Below are 22,561 nucleotides of genomic sequence, written 5' to 3'. Positions count from 1 at the left end.
GCACGCCGGTGCGAGGTGGATCACGGGCGCGGACATGGGTAGACCGGGCTACGACGGTGGCGTGCGCCGGCGGTGTGTGGTGGCTGTGCGTGCCGGTGGTGTGTGGTGGCTGGGTACGGCGACGGGGTCCGGCGCTGGCGTGCGCCGGTGGTGTGTGGTGGCTGTGCGTGCCGGTGGTGTGTGGTGGCTGGGTACGGCGACGGGGTCCGGCGCTGGCGTGCGCCGGCGGTGTGCGGACGCGCGCACGGCACGGGCCGCTGCGGCGCAGGACGGTGCCCTGCGGCCGAGGCCCTGCGCGGCGACGTCGGATTGACCCTCGACCTGGTCAAGGGCTCAGGGTTGCGGACGTGGAGAGCGAGATGCGCAGCATTGGGGAGATGGCCCGCGACAGCGGACTGGGCGTGAGTGCCCTGCGGTTCTACGACCGTGCCGGTGTACTCGTCCCCGCCTGGGTGGATCCGGTGAGCGGCTACCGCTGGTACGCCCCCGAGCAGCTCGACGAGGCCCGGCTGCTGGCCAGGCTGCGACGGGCCGGCATGCCGTTGGCGGACATCCGGCTGGTGCTGGCCGGCTGGTCCAGTGCGGAGACGGACCTGGTGCGCGGGCTTCTCCAGGCGCACCTGCGCCGTCTCGAACTGGGGCTGTCCGATGCCCGCAGAGAGTTCTCCACACTCCGAGCGACACTCGACCACAGGGAGAACGCCATGGCTGTTTCATCCACCGCCACCGCCACCGCCACCGCCACCGCCACCGCCACCGCCGTCCGACTGTCCGTCCCGGCGCCCGAGTTGGCCGCCGCGCTGGACGCGGTCCGTTTCGCGGTCGGCACCGACCCCGATCTGCCGATGCTCGGCGGAGTCCTGTTCGACGTGGAGGGCGACGCGCTCCGTCTCGTGGCGACCGACCGGTACCGGATGGCCGTCGCGCGCACGTCCGCCGCCGGACACGACGGGCCGCGGGTGCAGGCCATCGTGCCCGCCCCGCTCACCGACGCGATGCGCGCCCTGCTGAGCGGCGACGAGGCCGTCGGCTTCATCGTGGACGGTGCCCGGGTGACGCTGGACGCCGGGGACCGCCAGGCGGCCGGGCAGTACCTCGCGTACGACTTCCCCGACTACCGTCGCCTCGTCCACCTGCCCTCCGGGCGGCGGGCGCTCATCGACGTGCCCGCCTTCCGGAGGGCACTGGAGACCGGTCCCGTCCGCGCGAGCGCAGTGCGCGAGGACGAGCAGCGCGGTGGTGAGATGCGCGGTGGTGAGATGCGCGGCGGTGACGTGCGCGGCGGTGACGTGCGCGAGCAGGAGGGTGCGTCGCACGGCCTCAGTGTGCTCCGGGTGATCGCCGACGGCACAGTGACCGTCTGCGAGGACGGTGACGACGGCCCGAACAACGTCGCCGTCAACCGCGATTACCTGCTGGACGCGCTCACCGCCGGGGGCCGGGACCGGCTGGTCCTGGAAATCGGCGCCCCCACGGCTCCCCTCGCCATCCGCCGGACGGACGACGAGACGGCGTTCTCACTGCTGATGCCGGTCCGCCTGGACGACTGACGGTCGGGCGCGTGCCCTGACGTCCCTTGGCATTCGCGGCGTTGTCAGTGGGCTGGCCTAGAGTTCCCAGCAGTTGATCACTGCGGTGCGGGGAGGCACTCATGGGGTGGGTGACGACCGGGGACTACGAGGTCGCCCTGGACGACGGGAAGGTGGTGTGCCGCAACGCCGCCGGACGACGGCTCAAGTCGGTGCCGGCCAAACTCGCGGACGATCCCGCCGTGGTGGGGCTGCGGCAGCTCGCCGAGTGGCTGGAGCGGCACGAACGCCAGTGCCTGACCGACGTGGAGCAGTGGATGGTGCGGTCGCTTCCCGTCCCGCTCGCCGTTCTCACCCGGGTGTGGCCCGACCCGGCCTGGCGGTCCGCTCTGCGCGATCTCGTGGTCACCGGCGCCGACGGCGAGGTCGCGGGGTTCCTGCGGGACGCCGACCCCGAGCGCGGCCTCGGACTCGTCGACCTCGACGGGGACACGGTCCGCATCGCGCCCGACCTCGTCCGTCTTCCGCATCCCGTGCTCCTCGAAGAGCGCCTCGCCACCGCGGGCGAACTCCTCGCCGAGTTGCACGCCGCCGCGGCGGACCGCGCACGCGACCCGTTCGGCCGGCTGCTTCCGGCCGACACCGGCCGCTTCGCCCGCGCGTGGCTCGCCGCCGCCGTCTACACCGGGGAACTGGACCGCGTCCTGTGCGCCGCCGCATGGGGCGCGGACCTCACGGACACCACCGCCCCAGTCCCCTCCGCCCTCCGACAGGCCCCCTGAACTCCGTCGACCCGATCAACCCCGTGGGCCCCGTAACCCGAGAGTCCTGTGCGCCCCGAGAGTCCCATCAGCCCGCCGGGCCGAACACCCGAACCCGCACTGCGCACCGAAGCACTGGGCACTGGGCACTGCTCACCGAGCGCACAAGGAGCCCGCCGCCCCCCCCAAGCCCGCGAACCCCGCCCGCCCGCCCAGCCCCGCCGAACCCGGCCGACCGCCACCGATCCCGGGCGCCCTCGCGATCTGCCCGCTGAGCCGAGCAGATCGCCGTAGTATCGGATGATCTCGTGGGGGGAGGCGGACATGAGCAGGCAGCGTCCCGGTACGCCGACGCTGGAGGAGGTGGCCGCCCGCGCCGGTGTGGGGCGGGGCACCGTCTCCCGGGTCATCAACAACGCGGACGGCGTACGGGACTCGACGCGCCGTGCCGTGCGGCAGGCCATCGCCGAACTGGGGTACGTGCCGAATCTCGCGGCGCGTTCCCTGGCCGGGCACCGCGCGGACGCCATCGCGTTGGTCATGACGGAGCCGGACTGGCGGCTGTTCGGGGAACCGTTCTTCACCGAGATCGTCCATGCGGTCGGCGACGCCCTCACGGACACCCCGGTGCAACTGCTGCTCACCCTGGTCCGTACGGACGCCGAGCGGCAGCGCTTCGTCGAGTACGCGCGGGGAGGACGGGTCGACGGCGTACTGCTGATGTCCGTGCACGCCGAGGACCCGCTGCCGGACATGCTCGCCAAGGCGGGGCTGCCCACCGTCATGCTGGGGCGGCGTTCCGGCGACGAGAGTGTCACGTACGTCGACGCCGACAACGCCGGCGGCGCGCGTGGCGCGGTCACGCACCTGCTGAACGGCGGTCGGACCACGATCGGGGCCATCGGCGGCCCGCCCGACATGTACGTCGCCCAGTGCCGGCTGCGCGGATACCGCGAGGCCCTGGAGCTGGCGGGCGTCGAGGTCAGGCCCTCGCTGGTCGTCGAGGGCGGCGACTTCACGGAGGACAGCGGGCACCGGGCGGCGACCGATCTGCTCGCCCGTCACCCGGAGCTCGACGCGGTGTTCGCCGCCTCGGACACCATGGCCGCCGGGGCGCTCAGAGCGTTGCGCGCGGCGGGCCGGCGGGTGCCGCAGGACGTCGCCGTGATCGGTTTCGACGACTTCCAGCCGGCCCACCCCACGGATCCACCGCTGACGACGGTCCGGCAGCCGTTGGAGGAGATCGGCCGCACGTTGGTGCGGCTCCTGCTGGAGGAGATGGAGGACTCCCCCGTCGCCTGGCGGCACGTCATCCTCCGCACGGAACTGGTACTCAGGGACTCCGGCTGAGTGACCCGGCCGCAGGAGCCCGCCGGGAGCGCTCCCGGCGTCACGGCTCCCACCTGGGGCTTCGAGATTTCTTCGACAACAGCCGCACGCACAGTCTTGTCAGGAACATGAACCGCTTCTACAGTCACCGGCAACCGGTAAGTGGGAGCGCTCCCATCAGTGGGGAGTTGGGAGCGCTCCCGCGCCGGCCCCTCCTTCCCCCGCACCCTCCCGGAGAGCCCCATGCGACCGTTACGCCCCCAAGTCCGCACCCCGAGAGGCCTCTTGGGCGCACTGCTCGCGACCTTCGCGGTCGTCGCGTCGCTCATGACCGCGGCCGCGCCGGCCCAGGCGGACACCACGATCTGCGAACCGTTCGGAACGACGACGATCCAGGGACGGTACGTCGTCCAGAACAACCGCTGGGGCTCCAGCGCCACCCAGTGCGTCACCGCCACCGAGACCGGCTTCCGGGTCAGCCAGGCCGACGGTTCGGTGCCGACCAACGGGGCGCCGAAGTCGTACCCGTCGGTCTTCAACGGCTGTCACTACACGACCTGTTCGCCGGGCACCAACCTGCCCGCCCGCCTCGACACCATCTCCGAGGCGCCCTCCGGCATCTCCTACGGCTATGTCGGCGACGCCGTCTACAACGCCTCGTACGACATCTGGCTGGACCCGACTCCGCGCACCGACGGGGTGAACCGGACCGAGATCATGATCTGGTTCAACCGGGTGGGCCCGATCCAGCCCATCGGGTCCCCGGTCGGCACGGCCACCGTGGGCGGGCGCACCTGGGAGCTGTGGACCGGCAGCAACGGCGCCAACGACGTGCTGTCCTTCGTGGCCCCGTCGGCGATCACCGACTGGAACTTCGACGTCATGGACTTCGTCCGGGCGACCGTCGCGCGCGGGCTGGCCGAGGACGACTGGTACCTGACGAGCGTCCAGGCCGGCTTCGAGCCGTGGCAGAACGGCGCCGGACTGGCCGTGAACTCCTTCTCCTCGACCGTCCGTACCGGCGGCGACCCCGGTACCCCCGATCCGGACCCGGGAGGCCCCGGTGACCCGGCGGCGTGCGAGGTGACGTACGGCACGAACGTCTGGCAGAACGGCTTCACCGCGGACGTCACCGTCACCAATACCGGAACAGCCCCCGTCGACGGCTGGCGGCTCGCCTTCACCCTGCCCTCCGGTCAGCGGGTCACCAACGCCTGGAACGCCTCCGTCAGCCCGTCCACGGGCGCCGTCACGGCGACCGGCCTGGGGCACAACGCACGGATCGCACCGGGCGGCCACCTGGCGTTCGGCTTCCAGGGCACCCACGGCGGCGCGTTCGCCGAGCCGGACGGCTTCGCCCTGAACGGCACCTCCTGCACCACGGCGTAGCGGCCACGCGCCGCCCACCGCCCCCTCGCCCGTCCGGTCGAAGCGCCTTCCCCGGACGGGCGGGGGTTCCATCCGACGGTCATGAGCGGATCGCTGGCGAGGGGAGGTCCCGGCACCCGGCATCGGAAGATCCAGCACCCGGAAACAGGAGACCCCTATGGCTCGACGCAGCAGACACATCTCCGGATACATCTCCCTGGCGGCGGTAATGGCCACCCTGCTCGGCGCCCTCGGCGTGACCTTCCTGCTGGGGCAGGGGAAGGCGGACGCGCACGGCGTGGCGATGATGCCGGGATCACGCACCTATCTCTGCCAGTTGGACGCCAGGACCGGCACCGGCGCCCTGGATCCGACGAACCCGGCCTGTCAGAGCGCCCTCGACCAGAGCGGCGCGACGGCGCTGTACAACTGGTTCGCCGTGCTCGACTCCAACGCGGGCGGACGCGGCGCCGGTTACGTGCCGGACGGCACCCTGTGCAGCGCCGGCGACCGGTCGCCGTACGACTTCTCCGCCTATAACGCCGCCCGCGCCGACTGGCCCCGGACGCATCTGACGTCCGGTTCGACGATCCAGGTGAACTACAGCAACTGGGCCGCCCACCCGGGTGACTTCCGGGTCTACCTGACCAAGCCGGGCTGGTCGCCCACGTCCGAACTGGGCTGGGACGACCTGGAGCTGATCCAGACGGTGACCGACCCGCCCCAGCAGGGCTCGGCGGGCGCCGACGGAGGCCACTACTACTGGGATCTGGCGCTGCCGTCGGGCCGCTCGGGTGACGCGCTGATCTTCATGCAGTGGGTGCGTTCGGACAGCCAGGAGAACTTCTTCTCCTGCTCGGACATCGTCTTCGACGGCGGCAACGGCGAGGTGACCGGCATCGGCGACTCGGGCGGCACCCCGACGACCCCGCCTCCTACGACCCAGCCTCCTACGACGCCGCCGCCCACGCACTCCGGTTCCTGCATGGCCGTCTACAACGTGGAGAACTCCTGGAGCGGTGGTTTCCAGGGCTCCGTCGAGGTGATGAACCACGGGACGGAGCCACTGAACGGCTGGGCCGTGCAGTGGCGGCCGGGCAGCGGGACCACGCTCGGCGGTGTGTGGAACGGCTCGCTGTCCAGCGGCACCGACGGCACGGTCACGGTCCGGAACGTGGACCACAACCGCGTCATCCCACCGGACGGCAGCGTGTCCTTCGGCTTCACCGCCACGTCCACGGGCAACGACTTCCCCGTGGGGACGATCGGCTGCGTGGCACCGTAGTACGACCGGGGGAGGCGCCGCGCGACCGGTCGCGCGGCGCCTCCCCCGGGACTCCGGCGCGGACTGAAACCTCACGTGCCGGTTACAAATCGCTCAACCTCTGGTTGCGGCGCGGTGATCGGGCGACGATGGGGCCATGAATCTGGCTCAGCGCGCCTTCGAGCGGCTGCATGCCTGGCCCGACCTCGCCTCGGGTCCGGCCAGTTGCGGAACCGGACGGGCTCTGCGCTCCGTCCGCGACGAGATCGTCCACTTCCACTCGGACCGGGACGTGGACCTCCACCTCACCCACCGGGCCATCCAGCGTTTCCAGTACGACCTCGGCGGCTCCAGCGCCATCCGCATGGTCCCCGGCTCGCGGTGGGTGACCGTGCACCTGGACTGCGACGCGGACGTCGACCTGCTGCTGAGCCTGGTGAGCATCGCGCTGAAGGCCCATCAGAACCGTCCCCCGACGGACCTGCCCTCGGGGTGCAACCACCACCGTGTCACGGTGCTCCCGCGCTCCACGGCCGGGGAGATCTGCTGAGGTACGCCGACGGCGGTGCCCCGCGCCGGAGGGGGCACCGCCGCTCACGGCGTCAGCGATCCGCCGGCTGCTCCGCGCCGCGCCGGATGCCGGCCGCGGCGAGCGCCGCGCCGAGCACGCACAGGACGCCGGTGACGGCCACGGCCACGTGGACGCCGTTCATGAACGCCTGCCCGCTGCCCTGCACCACGGCGGCCCGCAGGCCGGCCGGCATGTCGCCGGAGACGGGCGCCACGCCCATCGCCACGGCGTCCTCGGCCTCCTGGAGGCCGTGGGCCATGGCCGGGGGGACACCCGCACCGGTCAGCTCCCCGGTGAGGGTGGCGCCGACCTTGCCGCTGATCAGGGAGACCAGCACGGAGGTGCCGAGCGCGCCGCCGATCTGCAGGGTCGTCGCCTGCAGCCCGCCGGCCACACCGCCGTCCCGGACCGGGGCGTTGCCGACGATGGCGTCCGAGGAGGCGGACATCACCATGCCGACGCCGAGGCCGAGCGCGATGAACGGCGGCCACATGGCGGCGTAGGAGGAGTCGGTCTGCCAGGTGAGCATGCCGAAGCAGGAGGCGGCCTGGAGGAGCATGCCCAGCGGCATGGTCAGCCGGGGTCCGAAGCGCTGGGTCAGGGCCGCGCCCAGCGGCGAGGCGACCAGCGAGGCGAGGCTGAGCGGGAGCGTCCGCACACCGGCCTCGACCGGCGTGAAACCGCGCACGTTCTGCAGGTACAGCATGACGAAGAAGATCACGCCGAGCAGCACGAAGAAGTTGAGCGCGGTGATGATCGCGCCGATCGTCAGCGCGCGGCTGCGGAACAGGCGCATCGGCAGCAGCGGGAACTCGACGCGGGTCTCGTACCAGCCGAAGGCGAGCAGGAGTACGAGCCCGGCGGCGACGGACCCCAGCGTGCCGGCGGAGGTCCACCCCCAGGTCTCGCCCTTGACGACGCCGAAGACCACGGCCGGCAGGCCGAGGGCGAGCAGGACCAGGCCGGGGATGTCGAAGGGTTCCCGGCCCCCGGCGTTGCGGCTGTCGGGGAGGACGAGGACGCCGAAGGCGATGGCCACGATGCCGATGGGAGCGTTGATGTAGAAGACGGACTCCCAGTCGACGTGCTCCACGAGGAGGCCGCCGACGATGGGCCCGAGGGCCGTCGCGACGGCGGAGACCATGGCCCAGATGCCCACGGCCATGCCGAACTTCTTCGGCGGGAAGACGGAGCGCAGCAGGCCGAGGGTGTTGGGCATCAGCAGGCCGCCGAAGGCGCCCTGGAGGGCACGGAAGGCGACCACTGCCTCGATCGAGGAGGACAGGCCGATGGCGACCGAGGCGAGGGTGAAGCCGGCGACGCCCACGAGGTAGTAGGTGCGCCGGCCGAACCGGTCGCCGAGCTTGCCGCCCAGGATGAGCGTGGCGGCGAGCGCGAGCAGGTAGGAGTTGGTCACCCACTGCAGCTCGGCGGTCGACGCGTGCAGGTCACTGCCGATCGCGGGGTTGGCGATGGCGACCACGGAGCCGTCGAGCTGGACCATGAACAGTCCGAACGCGACGGCGAAAAGGGTCAGCCAGGGGTTGGACCGCAGGCGCCCGGCCGCTGGTGGGGCGGTCGCGGCCGTAGGCGCGGTGGAGTGATCCACGGACGTGGACGGCATGGATGAGCCTTCTCTTCCGAGTTCAGGGGTGGTGCGGAAGGGGGATCGCGGGGGCGTCGCGGGGGCGGTACGGGCCGCCGCGGCGCGGCGGGGCGGCCCCGTGGAGCACGGCGGGCCGGCCCCGGGCACGACGGTGTGCCCGCGGCCGGCGGGGTATGCCCGGGCCCCGCCCGGTCAGCGGGCGGCGGGGTGGAGGTGTCGCGTCAGCGCGTCGAGGGCGTCCAGGGCGGAGCCGAGCGCGCCCTGCTGGCCCTCGGTGAGGGAGGTCAGGGCGTGACGGATGAACTCGGTCTCCAGTTCGCGCACCTCGGACAGCCGCCTCCGGGACGTCGCCGTGAGGTGGAGGTGGGCGACCCGCTTGTCGGCGCTGTCCTGCCTGCGCTCCAGGTCGCCCCGTTCGGTGAGCTGGGAGACCAGGGCGCTGACGTTGTTCGGCTTCATCAGCAGGGCCTCGGCGGCCTCGCGCACCGTGGCGCCCTCGCGCTGGGCGACGAACCGCAGCAGCGCGAGCTGGCCCTCGGGGGGCTTGGGGTGCGGGTACCGGGCAACGACCTGTCGGTCCAGCGCCCGGTGCAGCGCGGGGAGGCATGCCGCGAGCCCGGAGGCCACACGGTCGATGTCCCGGCGAGGGGTGCTGGAGTCGGTCACCCGAGGACAATAGATATGACCAGATAGGTATGTCAAAAGAGGTAGGCCACGGAGGCAGGCCGGAAAGTGCGGGTAGCGGTGGTGAAGCCGGGTGTGCAACCGTCGCGCAACCTTTCCCGTGGTGGCATGCACGGCATGCGCGACACATACGAGGAGACGCCCCGCGTCGAGCTCACTCCCGAGGCGGCCCTGCTGCTGCGCCGGCTCCGCGAGGCGCACGGTCCGCTGATGTTCCACCAGTCCGGCGGATGCTGCGACGGCAGCGCCCCCATGTGCTACCCGGCAGGCGAGTTCCGCACCGGCGGCGCGGACGTCCTGCTCGGTGAGCTGGTCGTCGAGGGCGTCCGTGAGCCGGTGGAGTTCTGGATGTCGCGCAGCCAGTACGAGGTGTGGAGCCACAAACTCACCTACTGATGGCTCTACTTCGCTAGCATCTCCATATGCCCTACGCGCCCGAGTACCTGCACTTGGTCATTCCCGGCGTCGCCTTCGAGGCCCTGCTCTACGGCCGTAACAGCGACGATGCCACCGGCTCCGGCAGTTCTGTCAAAGACCAGCTCGCCGCGGGCCGGACGCTCTGCGGGCAGAACAACTGGCGCATCGCCCACGAGTTCAAAGACACGGACATCTCCGCCAGCCGCCACACCAACAGAAGGCGCGAAGATTTCGAGGCCCTCATCGACGCCATCACAGGCAGCGCCGCCCCACCCGGCGTCCGCCGTATCGTCGTCGCCTTCAACGCCAGCAGGTACTACCGCGACTTGGACGCCTACGTCCGGCTACGGAAAGCGTGCATAGTCGGCAACGTCCTGCTCTGCTACAACGGCCAGGTTTACGATCTCTCCCGCCGCGACGACCGCAAGACCACCGCCCAGCATGCAGTCGATGCCGAGGACGAAGCCGAAGGCCTGCGAGACCAGAACTTGCGAACGGCCAGCCAGCAGGCCAAGGCAGGCATGCCGCACGGAAAAGCGATCTACGGGTACACGCGGACGTACGACACGGTCAACGGACGCAAGCGCTGCACTGGGCAGGAGGAAGACACTCGCGGCCCTTACGTGCTGGAGATGCTGCAACGCCTGGACGCCGGCCACACCCTCGGCTCGGTGAAGCGCTGGCTCAAGTCGGACCCGAACGCTGCACGGCTGAACGGAAGTCCGTGGGCGGAAGACCTGATCCGCATGACGGTCCTGAACCGCGCCTACCTCGGCGAGCGCCTCCATCGAGGCGAGTACATCAAGGCAATCTGGGCCCCGCTCAAAGGGCTGGAGACGCCCCAGGGCCGGGCCATGTTCTTCCGTGTCACGGCAAAGCTCACCGACCCCACCCGTACGATGCACCGCGGCACCGAGGTCCAGCACCTGATGTCGTACCTCGGCCTGTGCGGCGAGTGTGGTGACCACTCGTGGCTGCGCTACCTGACGACGACCGGCCGGCGGAAGAACCCGACGCTGGCCTGCACGGAGAAGTACGACACGTCCATCGTCGAGCACCTCTTGAACGCCTATGTAGAAGAGGCGGTTCTGGAGTGGTTCGGAAACAAGCAGAAGGCCCGCGCCGCCCTCGTCCCAGCGGACGACAAGGTCGAGGAGACGGTGGCCGCCGCACAAAAGCTGATCAACTCTTACGAGGAGCAGCTGGCCGAGGCGCGGAAACTCGCTCAGACCTTCGACGAGAAGACCGGTCGCTTCAAGCTGTCGGCCATGTCCCTGTCGGGGATCGAAGCGCAGGTCGAGCCGAGGCTGGAGGCGGAGCGGAAGAAGCTACAGAGCGCCACGGGCACCTCGCCGCTGCTGCTGCGGATGCTGAACGAGGACCCGGAGAGCGTGTGGAACGGCCGTCCGGCGTCGGAGAACCGGCCGGAGGCGCCAGGGCTGACGCTGGAGCAGAAGCGGGAGGTCATCCAGAGCGTGGTGACCGTGCGCCTGTACAAGGCGAAGACGCCCGGCGAACGCAAGTTGAAGCCGGGACGCATTCGCCTGTCGTGGGTGGGCGAGCCGGGGTTCAGGGCCCGCCCACTCCGTGCTCCCGCGACCGCTCCGCTTCCGGGGCCGCGGGCTGCTTCTTCGGGAACGTCAGCAGGTTCCCGCGGACGGGCTGCTGGCGCTTCTTGAAGACGCCGGCGCGTTCCATCTCGGCGCCGGTCTGGAAGGCCTCGCTGAGTTCCTTGGCGCGCGTGTTGTCGAACTCCGCCTGCATCTTGGCGCGCTCAGCCCTGAGAGTGGCGGCGAGGCGGGCTCGCTCAACGGCCATCTCCCGCCGGTTGCGGCCCAGCTCGTTGGTGTGAGCAGCCTGCGCCGCGATGTAGCGAGTCCGCTCGGACTGCGCCTCTCGCTGCGCCGCGGCGAGGATGCGCCGTTCCTCGTTGGTGTTGCAGATCCAGATGCGCACGAGGATCAGAATGACGAGGGACAGGCCCACCATGACCAGGCAGGCCCCACCAATGGAGCCTGCCACGTTGTTGTGCGAGGCGTGTTGAATGATCACGGCGAATCCTGCGATGAGGATTCCTACGGCTGTTGCGACCGCGGCTTTGGTGCGAGCCGTGAGATCCATGCACACTCCCGGGGTTACGCCTGTGCTGTCGCATCTCCGGGGGTGGCATCGTCGGCATCGTCGCGGTTCGTGAGCTTGTCGACCACGGCGTAGAAGGTGAACTTGCCTACGTCGTCATGGATGCCCAGTTGCTCCGCCGCCTCCTCCGGAGTGATAGATCCCGACCCTACCTGTGACCGATCCGTTTCGGACAGTGTCTGTTGAGACTCCAGGTACTCGGGAGGCACGATCTCGGCTGCGACGAGTAGCTCGACGGGGTCCAGCCCGAGGGCTCTGGCCAGGGCGGGGAAAGACTTGACGTGCGGGATCGTCTCGCCACGGAGGAGACGAGAGACCGTCGTCTTGTTCATGCCGGTATCGGCCACGAGCTTGGCCTGCGCGCCGTAGGCGGTGTATCCGGCCCTCTCGAGGGCGGGGAGGACGAGCGCGAAGAACCGCTCTTCGCGACCGGTGGGGGCATCCGTCATGTCCCCAGACTCTACTTCCCTGGAGAGGGAATAGTCGACGCTTCCCTATCGCGGGAAAGCGGCGATTCGGCCACTGACCTGCATAGACGCAGGTCGCCAATCAATCGAACGCACGTACGGTTTCAGATTCACCCTTCCCGCCCTCGCGCATTCCCTTGCCAGAGAGGGAATGTGTGTGGTCTAGTTTCCCTCGACAGGGAAACCATCCCACTGCCTGCGAAGGGAGGGACATCCACGTGTACCGACTCAACGTCGCCCGCATCCTCGAAGCCGCACAGAAGCGCGGCGACCGCACCGCCTACGCCATCGCGAAGCGTGCCGGCGTGAGCATCTCGTCTGCTTATCGATACGTCGATGGGTCCGCACAACCTGACCTGAACTCGGCGCTTCGCCTCGCCGAGGCATATGACCTGGACATTCGCACCTTCATGCAGCGCGTCGAGGACGAGGACGAAGAGCCCGCCGGAGTCGCCGCATGACCCGCGAAGAGCGCCACGCGCTCCTCGGCGAAGAGGTCCTGGCAGAAATCCGCGAGCGCGTCGCGCAGGCCCCGGAGCCGACCGACGAGCTGGTGGAGAAGCTCCGCCGGATCATGACGCGCCCAGCCGGCCTCGTGCCGCAAGCCGCGCCCGCGGGGGAAACCCCGCCGGCTGCTCAGGCCGCCTGACCCCATCAACGCCGAAGGCCCGCCCGCTGCTTACCCGGCCACGGACGGACCCCGACTCGGCGACCTCACACCAGAACGAAAGAGAGGCCCCCGTGGCCACATCATTCCAGACCCCGCGAGTGGAGCACCTGTCGCTGCTCGACAGGCAGGCCGCCCGCGAGCGGAACGAGAGCAACTACGACACCACCGTCGCCTACCACGGCCTCCCCGCCTCCCAGCACATCGCGGTGCAGGCGACGACGGACGCGGTGCTGGTGACCGCCACGGACATCGACGTGATCGGCGAGTGGCTGTTCGTGCAGGGCGGCACCGTGTCGAAGGTGGACCTGCCGTCGGGCCAGACGGTGTGGACGCTGCACACCAAGACGTGGACGGACTCCCCGGTGAGGTTCCCGGAGATCCCGGTGCACGTGACCGTGGTGCTGCCGTCGACCGAGTCCGTGATCCACGAGATCGCTGCGGCGGTGGCGGCATGAGCGCCCCTTCGACGGTCGCGGCCGCTCTCGCGTCCCTGCTCGACACGGCGCCGTCCTGGCTGCCGCAGGTGGACCACTGGGAGATCGCCGAGGACACGGACACGTGGATCCTCAGCGGCCAGCTCGCCGGCGACCCGCGCGAGGCCGAGGCGTTCCGACTCCTCGCGCCGGTGATGGAGCGTGCGACGACCCCGCACTCGGATGACGGCCGCTTGGTGAAGGTGCCGTTCGAGTGGGACGGCGTGACGGGGCAGGTCTGGTACCTGCGGCCGGTGGAGCGGTACGTCGTGCCGGAGCGGTGCGCGTCGTGCCCGACGCTGCTGGCCGACGCGGGGAACCAGTTCGTGCGGCTGGGCGGTCGCGGGGCTCCGGTGATCTGTGTGCCGTGCCGGGACCGGATGCATGAGGCGTGGGTGCGTGAGGCTGCGGTTCGTGAGCTGGGCGCCCTGCCGATGCCGGTGGGCCCGGAGCCGCAGGAGTTCCGCGAGGACGGCGTCTACCCGCAGGGCACGGCGCAGCGCGTACAGCAGCGCGCCCTCGCCTTCGAGTACCTGGCCAGCGCGAAGCCTGCGAGCACGGAGCTGGTGGCTGGCCTCGCCAAGACCGTCCGTGACGTTCGGGACCACCAGCACCCGGCGTGGGAGGACCTGTACTGCCTCAACCTTCTCTCGTACATGGGTGAGCGGATGGGGCCGGTGCTGCGCCGTCTGCTGGACGCCGAGGCCCGCGTCGCCGAGCTGGAGGCCGCGCCGCGCACGGTCTACCGCGCGTCGCACGACTCGATCCCGATGGGCCTGTACCGCACGGCCGCCGAGGCGCGGAAGCACTGCGAGACCGAGCTGCTCCGCAAGTACCCGGAAACCGCCAAGGTCGAGCACTGGTGGAGCGAGGACGAGGACACGGTCGACCAGCCGGAAGACGGTGAGGCCGAGCTGTTCGCGCACGTCACGCCCCGCGGCATGGAGCCCGGCCGTACCTGGCTCACTGGCTACGTGGTGACGCCGCTGGAGGTCGCCTCCGAGTACGACGCGGAGGCCGACGAGTGAACGTCCTCGAGTGGCTGATCTGGGCCACCGTCGTCGGGCTCGTCTGGGTCGCGTTCTGCGCGAGCGACGTCCCCGCCTACCTCTCCCACCTGCTCAACCGCCACTCCGGAGGCACCCGATGACCGGTCCCGAGCACTACCGCGAAGCCGAGCGCCTCCTCCAGGGGCTCATGACCGAGCGCGGCAACGTCTACGTCGAAGAGGGCAACGAGCAGGTCATCGGGATCGCTCAGGCGCACGCCACCCTCGCGCTGGCCGCTGCGACCGCCCTCGGTACTCCCGACCGCTCCGTCCCGGTCCGCGAGGCCGTCCACGGGTGGGCCGAGTGGCAGCGAGCCGCCGGCGTCTCGATCCCGGAGGAGGACGACGAGTGATGAACCGCCTTCGTCTCATCCTCCACCGCCTCCTTCGGCGGCCTGCCGTCACCGGCCCTGCCCGGATCTACGTCCGCCGGATTCCGACCGGCGTGATGCTCGACCTGGAGCACCCCATCAGCCGCGCCATCACGGCGATCGCGGACGACGAGGAGCTGCTCGGCCTGTTCCTCGAGTACGCGGCCGACCGTGCCGCGGCCTCGGGGCACGACGGGCACGCTCCGGAGGCCCTGCGTCTGGAGCAGATCCTTCGGGGGGTTGGCTTCGAGGCTCCGGTGTATGGGGAGCAGGTGGCCGCGCTGGCCGAGCGTCTGCGGGCGTTGGCCCCGGCTCCGGCCGTGGTGATCCCGGCGCAGCGCCGCGAGGGTGGTGCTGCCGCATGAGCGCCGCCATGGAACTGCATGTGGCCCTGTCCCTGCGGCTCGATGCGATCGAGGCGTACCGGCTGGCTCACGCCTACCGCGCCGAAGTCATCACGGCCGTGGCCGAGGAAGCCGAACGACGCCTCCAGGTCGGGGCCTCCCGCACTGTCCGTAAGGACGCCGTCCTCCGCTTCCTGCGCCTGGAGGCGTCCGTGGCCCGCGCCGCCGCCACTGAGGAGAAGAGCAGCCGTACCACGGCCGACGCCACTCCCGAGGCCTACGACGGCGAACTGGCCATGCTCCGCGGCCTCGTCCGCACCCTGCGAGTGGTCGTCCGTCCCGACGACGCCGACGTGAACGAGGTGCGGCGGCTGCTGCACCAGCACGTCGCCGACGAGACGGCGGCCCGCCAGGAGGTGCGCCGTGGCTGACCTCACCACCCGCCGCCAGTACCTCTACGCCGCCGTCCGCGAGCACGGCCGGCCGGTCACCACGGGCCTGGCCGAGCAGCTCATGACCGACAGCCCCTGGCCGACCGCGAAGCGCAACACGACCCGCAAGGACTTGCGGGCCCTCGCCGGGCGCGGGCTCCTCATCGTCGGCCAGGACCCCGACGGCCGCCACGTCTACCACCTGATCAGCACCACCGGAGAGGACAGCAAGTGAGCACGACCGCGCAGGCTGGGGCCATCACGGCCCCGGCCGCCGGCCGCCGGGTCACCCCCACCGGCCGCCTCATCCTCCCCGCCGACGCCGACCGCGCCGACTGGCTCACCGCCCGCCGCTCCGGCATCGGCTCCTCCGACATCGCCGCCATCCTCGGCATCAGCCGCTACGGCAACGCCCTGTCCGTCTGGCACGACAAGACGGGCGGGTTGCCGCTGGAGTCCGACGACTCCGAACCCGCCCTGTGGGGTCGCGCGTTCGAGGAGACCGTCGCCCGCGAATGGGCCCGCCGCAACCGCTCAATGGTCCGCCGCGTCGGCCTCGTCCAGAACATCGACCGGCCCTGGCAGATGTGCACCCTCGACCGCCGCGTCCTCAAGTGCCCCCTCGCCGACGGCGAAGAGAAGTGCGCCGTCGAGATCAAGTGCCGCGACAAGATGAAGGCCAGCCAGTTCCGCGCCGGAGTCGCCGACGACGTGCTGGTGCAGACCCTGCACCAGGCCGACACCTGCGGCTACGACCACATGCACGCCGCAGTCCTGATCGGCGGCAACGACTACCGGCAGTACGTCATCCGCGTCCGTGACCACGCCCAGCTGGTCGCCGACCTCCGCGCGGCCGGTGAGCGTGCGTGGCAGCAGATCACCGAACGCCGCCAGCCGGTCCTCGCCCACGACGCCGACCCCGACGTCCTCCTCGACCTGTACGGCCGACTCCACCCGGAGCGGGAGGGGACGGTCGACATCACCCGGGACGTGGACACGCAGACCGCCATCGAGGAGTACCTCGACGCGCACGCCGACTACGCGGCCGCCGAGAAGCGGAAGAAGGCTGCGAAGGCCCGGATCCTCGCCGGGCTCGGCGGCGCCGAGGCGGCCACGGTCCTGGACCGGCCGTACGTGTCGCTCGACGAGCGCTCCAAGGAGTGGACCGACACCAAGCGCCTCGCCGAGCGCTGGCCCGAGGCCTACGCGGACTGCGTCGAGGACCGCGCCTACCGCCAGATCAACATCCCCCGCTCTGTCCGTGAGGAGCACGCCGTATGACCACGATCGCTGAGCGGGCCGCCGCAGCCGCCGGCCGCACCGACACGGCCGCAGGCCCGGCCGCGGACGCGCCGCCCGCCGACGACTACACCCCGATGCCGGACCCGATGGCCGACTACGAGCCCGGCGAAGACGACCCCGAGATGGTGCCCATCCATATCGCGTGGCTCCGCGTCCGCCGCGAGATTCGCTCCATCGCCAAGGGCCAGAAGTACGAGGAGGGCCGCACCAAGTACAACTTCCGCGGTGCCGACGTCGTCGTCCAGCACTTCGGCCCGGTCACCCTCAAGCACGGCGTGCACGTCCTGCCGGTCAACGTGGCGACGTCATACGGCGGCAAGCAGACCAAGAGCGGCAGCATGATGCGCGAGTGCACCGTCACGGTCACCTGGCAGATCATGGGGCCCCTCGGCGACACCCTCACCCTGCAGACGGCGGGCGAGGCGCTGGACACCTCCGACAAGTCCACCACCAAGGCACAGACGGTGGCTCTGCGGACGCTGCTCCTGACCGCCGGGCTCGTCCCCACCGGGGACCGCGATCCGGACGCCGACCGCATCGAGCGTGGTATCGACGCCCCCGCCCGGTCCGCCGAGTCGTACCGCGACGAGCTCCTCGACCCGAAGACGTCCCCGGGCCGTATCCAGCAGATCGGCTACGAGGTGTCCAACGCCCGGATGCTCGGCTCCCGCGTGCAGAACGAGACGGGTGAGTGGGAGACGCTCGGCGACCTCGGCCGACGGATCCACGGCGAGCGCACCGGCGGTGGCCAGTGAGTACCTTCGCCGACGCCTGGAAAGCGGCCTGGGACACGGAGACAACCGGCATCGACCCGGCCAACGACCGCATCGTCACCGCCGCCTTCATCGTCCGCGCCCCCGGCATGGACGACCGGTCCTTCACCTACCTCATCAACCCCGGAGTGCCGATCCCGCCCGCCACCACCGAAGTCCACGGCATCACGGACGCCAAGGCCCAGGCTGAGGGCAGCGACCCGAAGGCCACGCTGGAGGAGATCGCGGGACACCTGGCTGCAGCCATCAGTCGTGGGATGCCGGTCGTCGCGTTCAACCAGTCCTTCGACTGGTCGATCCTCCACTACGAACTCCAGCGGCACGGTCTCCCGACCATGGCGGAGCTCGTCGGGCCCGGCCCACTGCCCCTCGTCGACCCCCACGTGATCGACAAGGAGTTCTACCGCGGCGTACGGGGCAGCGGCCAGCGGAAGCTCAAGCCCACCGCCGACCGGTACGGCGTCGCGCTCAACGACTGGCACGAGGCAAAGGCAGACGCACTGGCCGCACTGCTGATCGCCGAGGCGCAGTTCGCCCGATACCCGCAGCTCGACCGGTATGAACCGCAGGAGCTGTTCGCTGCTCAGCAGAAGTGGCGCGCGGACCAACAGGCCGGCCTCCAGAAGTGGTTCCGCACGAAGGCCACGCCGGAGCAGGGCGGCGACCCGAACAAGACGATCGACGGCTCCTGGCCGCTGATCCCGGCCCAGCGATCGGAGACCTCGTGATGTTCGGACTCATCACCCGCCGCCGCCACGAGCGGGAGACCACCGCGCTGCGGGCCCGACTCACCCAGGCCATCGAGCAGCGCGACGACGCCCGCACCGAGCGGAACGCGTTCCGTACCGCAGCGCAGACCAGCGCCAGCCAGTTCGCCGAGGCCGACGCCACCAACCGACGTCTGTCCGGTCGAGTCGAGGAACTGAGCAAGCGGAACGCTGCCCTGGCGGAGTCGGACCCGGACTACCTGGCCGAGCTGGAGAAGCAGCTCGCCGCCGTCCGCGAGCAGATGGCCGCGGAGAAGAAGCGCGCTGACCACCTCCAGGCCCGCCTCGACGACGCGCTCTGCATGCCTCACGGCGGGCACATCGAGGACAGCGGGCCGTGGCAGCCCGGCTTCCAGAAGCCGAAGCCGGAGGCCCTGTCGTGAGCCAGTTCGCCGCCGCCCTCGGCGCAGCCATCACCACCGCCGGAGTCGGCGCCGTCATCATCGCCCGCTCCTGGCCCGTCCCGACCGGCCGGCACCGCTCCACCCGCGAGACCGCCGACGCCGCACTGCTCCGCCCCGTCGAGGCCCTCGACCAGGTCGAGGCGCGGTGCGTGGTGCAGGACCGGGACACGCTCCAGCTTCGGCTGGCCACGGGCGGCACGTGCTGCACCGAATGCCGCCACACCACACCGACCACCACGGGGGACTGAACATGAGCACCCTCTTCGATGTCACCACCGAGGCACCGGCCGCCCCCGCGGCGGCCGGGCCGAGGCCCCTCACCATCCCCACCGTCTACGGCCTCGACCTCTCCCTCACCAGCACCGGCATCAGCGACGGCACCACCGCCGACGCCCTCATCCCCGGCACCCGCACCGGACACGACCGGCTGGAGTTCCACCGCCGCACCATCCGCGACCGCGTACCCGACACCACAGACCTCGTCGTCATCGAAGGCGTCGCCATGTCCGTCGGCTACCGGCCCGGCGTCGAGGAGATGACCTACCTCCGCGGCCTCATCCGCCACGACCTGTGGCGCCGCCGGATCCCCTTCGCGATCTGCCCGCCGCAGCACCGCATCATCTACGCCTGCGGCGTCGCCAACCCCGCCAAGGACCACCCGGCGAACAAGCGGAAGACGATCGCCAAGGCCATGGTCCGCGACGCTGTGGTCGACCGATACGGCGTGCCGTGCGAGGGCCGCGGACGCTACGACCAGGCAGACGCGACGATCCTCGCCGCGATGGGCCTGCACTGGCTCGGCTACCCCCTCGTCGTCCTCCCGGACACCCACCGCCGGGCGCTGGACGGCGTGACGTGGCCGCTGAACATGCCGGCGGTGGCCCGGTGACGCAGAAGGCCCGCACCGCCACCCACCGGCCGGCCACCCGGCGCCGCCGCTTCCGCCACGACGAGTACACCGCAGTCGATCTGTTCTCCGGCTTCGGTGGCCTCACCGAGGGCATCCGGCGCGCCGGATTCACCACGATCATGGCGGCGAACCACAACCCGTACAAGGTGCAGGTCCACGAGGCCAACCATCCGGACGCTGAACACTGGATCGCCGACCTGGTCGACCCCGAGGCCGCGGACTACCACTCCGCCCGCGACCTCCCCCGGGCCGACCTCCTCGCCGCCGGCGTGAGCTGCGTCAACCACTCGCAGGCCAACACGATCAAGGCGTACTTGCAGGGCGGGACGCTCTTCGAGCTGGAGGACCCCGACTACGAAGCCCGCGTCACCCGCTCCGAGCGCGACCGGGCCACGGCCAACTGCGTCCTGCACTACGCGGCCAAGCACCACCCGTGGCTGATCCTCATCGAGTGCACGACCGGCCTCCAGTCGTGGGGGCCGGCCATCCCCGGCCGCCCGAAGATCGGCGATGGCAGCACCTACAGGTGGTGGCTCAAGCAGTTCGACCTGCTCGGCTACGACGGCGCGGTGTGCTTCTTCAACTCCCAGTTCTTCGGCGTCCCGCAGTCGAGGAACCGCGGCTACTGGGTGTTCTGGAAGAAGTCCCTGCCCGCCCCGGACCTGGAGCACCGCCCGGTCTCCCGCTGCCACCGCTGCGACAAGGACGTCGAAGCCGTGTGGACCTGGCGCACCGGCGTCCCAGCGTCCGGGTTGGTGGAGTACGGCAAGCAGTACGACTACCGCTGCCCGATCTGCCGCCGCGAGGTCGTGCCGCCGATGACGCCGTCCCTGGCAGCGCTGGACCTGACCGACCTCGGCGTCCGCATCGGCGACAAGCCGGTCAAGACGTTCAAGGACGGGTTCGTCGGTCCGCTTGCCCGGTCGACGATGGCTCGCGCCGAGCGGTGCCGCCAGCGGTTCGCGGACTTCCCCGCCGTGTTCATGCCCGCGAAGGGCGTGCACGGGATCGAGAAGCACCCGTTGCAGCCGCTGGCGACGCAGACCAGCCAGCAGGAGACGTCGATCCTGTCGACCGGGCCCCTCGCGGAGCCGCTGTGGGCTGAGACCGCATCGGGCCTGGCGCTGGCCGTGGACAACTACCAGGGTGCCCCGCGCAGCGGCCACGAGCCGCTGCCCACCCAGGTCGGATCGGAGACCCTCGCCGTCGTGTCGTCCGGCGTCGTGCCGTACCGGAAGCACACCGTGCCCACGATGCACGCCGAGGCGATGCCCGCCTTCACCTCGGACCAGATCCCCGGCCTGCTCACGGCCGCCGGCTGGTACAAGCAGAACGGCACCAGCCCCGGCCACGGGACCGCGCCGCATCCGCTGACCGACCCGCTCGGCACCATCACTGCCGCCGACACCACGGCGCTGCTCACCGCGCAGTGGCGGGCCGCGCTCGCCGATCTCCCGCTGGAGGACTGCCACTTCCGCATGATGCGGGAGTACGAGATCGGCCGCGGCTGCGGCTTCGACGTGAACTTCGGCGACTACCGCGGCAGCTTCAAGGTCTGGGGCACCGCCCGCAACCAGGTCGACGGGTTCGGCAACGCCGTCTCCCCGCAGGTCGGGGAGTGGATCGGCGAGCGGCTCCGCGCGAGCCTCCACCGGGCGGAGGTGGCGGCATGAGCAGCCTCGACTGGATGGCCCGCGCCGCCTGCATCGGGGTCGACCCCCGCGCCTTCTACGCCAACGGTCTGCACGCCCGCGAGCAGGTCAACGCCGCCAAGAAGGTCTGCAACACCTGCCCCGTCGCCGCCCAGTGCGCCGCCTGGGCCATCCAGACCGGCGAGAAGTGGGGCGTCTGGGGCGGCATGAGCCAACAGCAGCTCCGCCAGCGCCGCCGCCGCTCGCGCCCCGGCACCCGCGGAAAGGCGGCGGCATGAGCGCCCGCACCCCGGAACCCTGCGACATCCCCGCGACCAACCACGACGGCGAGACCCACTTCTACGTCAACGGCTGGAAGTGCGACCGCCACTCGCCATGGGCCGCCAAGGGACGCCCCAAGCCGCAACCCGGCCCCGGACTCCCCGCCGGCGCCTGGACCACTCCCTCGCCGCTGAGTGACTCCCGCGTCCACGACGACCGCGCCATCGCCTCCGGCAAGCGCCGCTCCAGCCCCCAGACCTACCGCGCCGCGCAGGCCGCGGTCGACCACACGACCACCTGACCCACCGCACCACCAACCCAGAAAGGCACCCCATGCCCGACGTAAAGATCGACAGCAAGGTCCTGGAAGACGTCAAGGACGCCCTCGCCGACCACGCCCTCGACATGTTCCGCCAGCGCAAGGGTCGTTGGATGGCCGTCGTCGAGCTGGCCCACGCCGAGCGCGTCGAGCCCGGCCCAGACGAGGACAAGTTCCCCTCCGTGAAGGTCCGCATCGTCGGCATCGAGGTCGCCCCCGACGACTTCTCCGACGAGCGGCTCCGCGAACTCCAGCGGGGCCTGTACCGGCTGCGCACCAAGGGCGGCACCCTCGACGCCGAACTCGACCCCGACGTCAACCGTGCGCAGGACGTTCTGAAGCACGGCTCGGGGCTCCTCGTCGGCGCAACGAGCGAGGCGTGATGGCCGCCCGGCCGCGGGGCGGAGGCGTCGACTCCCGCCGCTGCCCCGCGTGCCGGGCACCCCTCCTCGTCCAGTGGGTCGGCACCACCGCAGCCCTCAAGGCCACCGTCGACCTCCCACCGGCCGACGAAGCCAGGCCCTGGCCCGCCGCGAAGGCCCGCTCCACCGACATGGACCTCGTCTGGTGCCTGCCCCGCCAGCAGTACGGGCCCCTCCGCCTCCGCTGGGCCCACACCCGCCACCCACCCGACTGCCCCCACCAGCACCTCACATCGCACCGCTGCTCCACCGAACCAACCACGCTCTTCTGAGGAGACC

At 70.9% G+C, this 22,561-nt stretch carries 30 protein-coding genes and 2 pseudogenes; 28 read left to right on the top strand and 4 right to left on the bottom strand.

Annotation, left to right across the window (positions count from 1 at the left end):
• Positions 1-359 precede the first annotated feature (359 nt).
• The 6 genes and pseudogenes from B1H29_RS31970 to B1H29_RS31945 all read left to right on the top strand — a co-directional run bounded on the left by B1H29_RS31970 (position 360) and on the right by B1H29_RS31945 (position 6,801).
• The gene (locus B1H29_RS31970) at positions 360-1,550 is read left to right on the top strand and encodes a MerR family transcriptional regulator (RefSeq protein ID WP_079160570.1); all 1,191 of its coding nucleotides are present in this window, start codon (positions 360-362) and stop codon (positions 1,548-1,550) included.
• Positions 1,551-1,651: 101 nt separating this feature from the next.
• Positions 1,652-2,077 (top strand): annotated as a pseudogene (locus B1H29_RS40260) (DUF4132 domain-containing protein); the annotation flags it as partial.
• Positions 2,078-2,614: 537 nt separating this feature from the next.
• A complete protein-coding gene (locus B1H29_RS31960) occupies positions 2,615-3,640 on the top strand; it encodes a LacI family DNA-binding transcriptional regulator (RefSeq protein WP_055420634.1) in 1,026 nt (341 codons plus the stop codon).
• A gap of 222 nt (positions 3,641-3,862) precedes the next feature.
• On the top strand, positions 3,863-5,008 hold the full coding sequence (locus B1H29_RS31955; RefSeq protein WP_055420635.1) for a GH12 family glycosyl hydrolase domain-containing protein: 1,146 nt from the start codon (positions 3,863-3,865) through the stop codon (positions 5,006-5,008).
• A gap of 157 nt (positions 5,009-5,165) precedes the next feature.
• Complete coding sequence (locus B1H29_RS31950) at positions 5,166-6,272, top strand: lytic polysaccharide monooxygenase (protein ID WP_055420636.1); 1,107 nt, start codon at positions 5,166-5,168, stop codon at positions 6,270-6,272.
• Positions 6,273-6,408: 136 nt separating this feature from the next.
• The gene (locus B1H29_RS31945; protein ID WP_055420637.1) at positions 6,409-6,801 is read left to right on the top strand and encodes a luciferase family protein; all 393 of its coding nucleotides are present in this window, start codon (positions 6,409-6,411) and stop codon (positions 6,799-6,801) included.
• A gap of 52 nt (positions 6,802-6,853) precedes the next feature.
• Here B1H29_RS31945 and B1H29_RS31940 read toward each other — a convergent pair whose 3' ends face one another.
• Complete coding sequence (locus B1H29_RS31940) at positions 6,854-8,446, bottom strand: DHA2 family efflux MFS transporter permease subunit (protein WP_055420638.1); 1,593 nt, start codon at positions 8,444-8,446, stop codon at positions 6,854-6,856.
• A 174-nt stretch (positions 8,447-8,620) separates the two neighbouring features.
• Positions 8,621-9,094, bottom strand: a complete 474-nt coding sequence (locus tag B1H29_RS31935) for a MarR family winged helix-turn-helix transcriptional regulator (protein WP_055420639.1) — start codon at positions 9,092-9,094, stop codon at positions 8,621-8,623.
• Between the two features lie 135 nt (positions 9,095-9,229).
• Between B1H29_RS31935 and B1H29_RS31930 the strand changes: the two are divergent.
• Together B1H29_RS31930 and B1H29_RS31925 are read left to right on the top strand one after the other, a co-directional pair.
• Positions 9,230-9,493 (top strand): annotated as a pseudogene (locus B1H29_RS31930) (DUF779 domain-containing protein); the annotation flags it as partial.
• A gap of 41 nt (positions 9,494-9,534) precedes the next feature.
• The gene (locus tag B1H29_RS31925) at positions 9,535-11,208 is read left to right on the top strand and encodes a recombinase family protein (RefSeq protein ID WP_055420640.1); all 1,674 of its coding nucleotides are present in this window, start codon (positions 9,535-9,537) and stop codon (positions 11,206-11,208) included.
• Here the strand turns inward: B1H29_RS31925 and B1H29_RS31920 are convergent.
• Positions 11,099-11,581 (bottom strand): hypothetical protein, encoded by a 483-nt coding sequence (locus tag B1H29_RS31920; RefSeq protein WP_159027860.1) that lies wholly within the window; start codon positions 11,579-11,581, stop codon positions 11,099-11,101. The genes B1H29_RS31925 and B1H29_RS31920 overlap by 110 nt on opposite strands.
• Positions 11,582-11,664: 83 nt before the next feature.
• The gene (locus B1H29_RS31915; RefSeq protein ID WP_055420641.1) at positions 11,665-12,117 is read right to left on the bottom strand and encodes a helix-turn-helix domain-containing protein; all 453 of its coding nucleotides are present in this window, start codon (positions 12,115-12,117) and stop codon (positions 11,665-11,667) included.
• Between the two features lie 236 nt (positions 12,118-12,353).
• On the opposite strand from B1H29_RS31915, the gene B1H29_RS31910 reads away from it, so the two are divergent.
• From B1H29_RS31910 to B1H29_RS31820, 20 genes are all read left to right on the top strand, one after another.
• Positions 12,354-12,596, top strand: a complete 243-nt coding sequence (locus B1H29_RS31910; protein ID WP_055420642.1) for a helix-turn-helix domain-containing protein — start codon at positions 12,354-12,356, stop codon at positions 12,594-12,596.
• Positions 12,593-12,784: a hypothetical protein gene (locus tag B1H29_RS31905; protein ID WP_055420643.1), complete on the top strand. Its 192-nt coding sequence runs from the start codon at positions 12,593-12,595 to the stop codon at positions 12,782-12,784. The genes B1H29_RS31910 and B1H29_RS31905 overlap by 4 nt, the downstream gene beginning before the upstream one ends.
• Positions 12,785-12,876: 92 nt before the next feature.
• Positions 12,877-13,260, top strand: coding sequence for a hypothetical protein (locus B1H29_RS31900; protein WP_159027859.1), 384 nt, complete (start codon positions 12,877-12,879; stop codon positions 13,258-13,260).
• Complete coding sequence (locus B1H29_RS31895) at positions 13,257-14,306, top strand: hypothetical protein (RefSeq protein ID WP_055420645.1); 1,050 nt, start codon at positions 13,257-13,259, stop codon at positions 14,304-14,306. Before B1H29_RS31900 ends, B1H29_RS31895 begins: the two co-directional genes overlap by 4 nt.
• On the top strand, positions 14,303-14,428 hold the full coding sequence (locus B1H29_RS39935; protein WP_267891977.1) for a hypothetical protein: 126 nt from the start codon (positions 14,303-14,305) through the stop codon (positions 14,426-14,428). The genes B1H29_RS31895 and B1H29_RS39935 overlap by 4 nt, the downstream gene beginning before the upstream one ends.
• Positions 14,425-14,679: a hypothetical protein gene (locus B1H29_RS31890; RefSeq protein WP_055420646.1), complete on the top strand. Its 255-nt coding sequence runs from the start codon at positions 14,425-14,427 to the stop codon at positions 14,677-14,679. Before B1H29_RS39935 ends, B1H29_RS31890 begins: the two co-directional genes overlap by 4 nt.
• A complete protein-coding gene (locus B1H29_RS31885) occupies positions 14,679-15,062 on the top strand; it encodes a hypothetical protein (protein WP_055420924.1) in 384 nt (127 codons plus the stop codon). Before B1H29_RS31890 ends, B1H29_RS31885 begins: the two co-directional genes overlap by 1 nt.
• Positions 15,059-15,472 carry a hypothetical protein gene (locus B1H29_RS31880; RefSeq protein WP_159027858.1) on the top strand — a complete coding sequence of 138 codons (414 nt, stop codon included), beginning with the start codon at positions 15,059-15,061 and terminating at the stop codon, positions 15,470-15,472. The genes B1H29_RS31885 and B1H29_RS31880 overlap by 4 nt, the downstream gene beginning before the upstream one ends.
• On the top strand, positions 15,465-15,707 hold the full coding sequence (locus B1H29_RS31875) for a hypothetical protein (RefSeq protein ID WP_055420648.1): 243 nt from the start codon (positions 15,465-15,467) through the stop codon (positions 15,705-15,707). Before B1H29_RS31880 ends, B1H29_RS31875 begins: the two co-directional genes overlap by 8 nt.
• Positions 15,704-16,753, top strand: a complete 1,050-nt coding sequence (locus B1H29_RS31870; RefSeq protein WP_055420649.1) for a YqaJ viral recombinase family protein — start codon at positions 15,704-15,706, stop codon at positions 16,751-16,753. Before B1H29_RS31875 ends, B1H29_RS31870 begins: the two co-directional genes overlap by 4 nt.
• Positions 16,750-17,529, top strand: a complete 780-nt coding sequence (locus B1H29_RS31865) for an ERF family protein (RefSeq protein ID WP_063787531.1) — start codon at positions 16,750-16,752, stop codon at positions 17,527-17,529. Before B1H29_RS31870 ends, B1H29_RS31865 begins: the two co-directional genes overlap by 4 nt.
• The gene (locus tag B1H29_RS31860) at positions 17,526-18,275 is read left to right on the top strand and encodes an exonuclease domain-containing protein (protein WP_063787532.1); all 750 of its coding nucleotides are present in this window, start codon (positions 17,526-17,528) and stop codon (positions 18,273-18,275) included. Before B1H29_RS31865 ends, B1H29_RS31860 begins: the two co-directional genes overlap by 4 nt.
• Positions 18,275-18,697: a hypothetical protein gene (locus tag B1H29_RS31855; RefSeq protein WP_055420650.1), complete on the top strand. Its 423-nt coding sequence runs from the start codon at positions 18,275-18,277 to the stop codon at positions 18,695-18,697. Before B1H29_RS31860 ends, B1H29_RS31855 begins: the two co-directional genes overlap by 1 nt.
• Positions 18,694-18,966, top strand: coding sequence for a hypothetical protein (locus B1H29_RS31850; protein ID WP_055420651.1), 273 nt, complete (start codon positions 18,694-18,696; stop codon positions 18,964-18,966). The genes B1H29_RS31855 and B1H29_RS31850 overlap by 4 nt, the downstream gene beginning before the upstream one ends.
• A gap of 2 nt (positions 18,967-18,968) precedes the next feature.
• Positions 18,969-19,607 (top strand): hypothetical protein, encoded by a 639-nt coding sequence (locus tag B1H29_RS31845; protein ID WP_055420652.1) that lies wholly within the window; start codon positions 18,969-18,971, stop codon positions 19,605-19,607.
• On the top strand, positions 19,574-21,301 hold the full coding sequence (locus B1H29_RS31840) for a DNA cytosine methyltransferase (protein ID WP_244209053.1): 1,728 nt from the start codon (positions 19,574-19,576) through the stop codon (positions 21,299-21,301). The genes B1H29_RS31845 and B1H29_RS31840 overlap by 34 nt, the downstream gene beginning before the upstream one ends.
• Entirely contained in the window at positions 21,298-21,558 is a 261-nt protein-coding gene (locus B1H29_RS31835) for a WhiB family transcriptional regulator (RefSeq protein ID WP_055420653.1), read from the top strand. Before B1H29_RS31840 ends, B1H29_RS31835 begins: the two co-directional genes overlap by 4 nt.
• On the top strand, positions 21,555-21,842 hold the full coding sequence (locus B1H29_RS31830) for a hypothetical protein (protein ID WP_055420654.1): 288 nt from the start codon (positions 21,555-21,557) through the stop codon (positions 21,840-21,842). Before B1H29_RS31835 ends, B1H29_RS31830 begins: the two co-directional genes overlap by 4 nt.
• Before the next feature lie 32 nt (positions 21,843-21,874).
• Positions 21,875-22,243, top strand: a complete 369-nt coding sequence (locus B1H29_RS31825; protein ID WP_055420655.1) for a hypothetical protein — start codon at positions 21,875-21,877, stop codon at positions 22,241-22,243.
• A complete protein-coding gene (locus tag B1H29_RS31820) occupies positions 22,243-22,554 on the top strand; it encodes a hypothetical protein (RefSeq protein WP_055420656.1) in 312 nt (103 codons plus the stop codon). Before B1H29_RS31825 ends, B1H29_RS31820 begins: the two co-directional genes overlap by 1 nt.
• Positions 22,555-22,561: the final 7 nt, after the last annotated feature.

It is taken from the genome of Streptomyces pactum (genome assembly GCF_002005225.1).
In the GTDB taxonomy this organism is placed as follows: domain Bacteria; phylum Actinomycetota; class Actinomycetes; order Streptomycetales; family Streptomycetaceae; genus Streptomyces; species Streptomyces pactum_A.
Note: the sequence above shows the minus strand (reverse complement) of the source record. Positions and strands in the feature narration are given on the sequence as shown.

Excerpts from the sequence above, each read along its gene's own strand:
- B1H29_RS31970 (WP_079160570.1), top strand. The coding sequence starts at position 360 with ATGCGCAGCATTGGGGAGATGGCCCGCGACAGCGGACTGGGCGTGAGT.
- B1H29_RS31960 (WP_055420634.1), top strand. The coding sequence starts at position 2,615 with ATGAGCAGGCAGCGTCCCGGTACGCCGACGCTGGAGGAGGTGGCCGCC.
- B1H29_RS31955 (WP_055420635.1), top strand. The coding sequence starts at position 3,863 with ATGCGACCGTTACGCCCCCAAGTCCGCACCCCGAGAGGCCTCTTGGGC.
- B1H29_RS31950 (WP_055420636.1), top strand. The coding sequence starts at position 5,166 with ATGGCTCGACGCAGCAGACACATCTCCGGATACATCTCCCTGGCGGCG.
- B1H29_RS31945 (WP_055420637.1), top strand. The coding sequence starts at position 6,409 with ATGAATCTGGCTCAGCGCGCCTTCGAGCGGCTGCATGCCTGGCCCGAC.
- B1H29_RS31940 (WP_055420638.1), bottom strand. The coding sequence starts at position 8,446 with ATGCCGTCCACGTCCGTGGATCACTCCACCGCGCCTACGGCCGCGACC.
- B1H29_RS31925 (WP_055420640.1), top strand. The coding sequence starts at position 9,535 with ATGCCCTACGCGCCCGAGTACCTGCACTTGGTCATTCCCGGCGTCGCC.
- B1H29_RS31915 (WP_055420641.1), bottom strand. The coding sequence starts at position 12,117 with ATGACGGATGCCCCCACCGGTCGCGAAGAGCGGTTCTTCGCGCTCGTC.
- B1H29_RS31905 (WP_055420643.1), top strand. The coding sequence starts at position 12,593 with ATGACCCGCGAAGAGCGCCACGCGCTCCTCGGCGAAGAGGTCCTGGCA.
- B1H29_RS31895 (WP_055420645.1), top strand. The coding sequence starts at position 13,257 with ATGAGCGCCCCTTCGACGGTCGCGGCCGCTCTCGCGTCCCTGCTCGAC.
- B1H29_RS31890 (WP_055420646.1), top strand. The coding sequence starts at position 14,425 with ATGACCGGTCCCGAGCACTACCGCGAAGCCGAGCGCCTCCTCCAGGGG.
- B1H29_RS31885 (WP_055420924.1), top strand. The coding sequence starts at position 14,679 with ATGAACCGCCTTCGTCTCATCCTCCACCGCCTCCTTCGGCGGCCTGCC.
- B1H29_RS31880 (WP_159027858.1), top strand. The coding sequence starts at position 15,059 with ATGAGCGCCGCCATGGAACTGCATGTGGCCCTGTCCCTGCGGCTCGAT.
- B1H29_RS31865 (WP_063787531.1), top strand. The coding sequence starts at position 16,750 with ATGACCACGATCGCTGAGCGGGCCGCCGCAGCCGCCGGCCGCACCGAC.
- B1H29_RS31855 (WP_055420650.1), top strand. The coding sequence starts at position 18,275 with ATGTTCGGACTCATCACCCGCCGCCGCCACGAGCGGGAGACCACCGCG.
- B1H29_RS31845 (WP_055420652.1), top strand. The coding sequence starts at position 18,969 with ATGAGCACCCTCTTCGATGTCACCACCGAGGCACCGGCCGCCCCCGCG.
- B1H29_RS31835 (WP_055420653.1), top strand. The coding sequence starts at position 21,298 with ATGAGCAGCCTCGACTGGATGGCCCGCGCCGCCTGCATCGGGGTCGAC.
- B1H29_RS31830 (WP_055420654.1), top strand. The coding sequence starts at position 21,555 with ATGAGCGCCCGCACCCCGGAACCCTGCGACATCCCCGCGACCAACCAC.
- B1H29_RS31825 (WP_055420655.1), top strand. The coding sequence starts at position 21,875 with ATGCCCGACGTAAAGATCGACAGCAAGGTCCTGGAAGACGTCAAGGAC.
- B1H29_RS31820 (WP_055420656.1), top strand. The coding sequence starts at position 22,243 with ATGGCCGCCCGGCCGCGGGGCGGAGGCGTCGACTCCCGCCGCTGCCCC.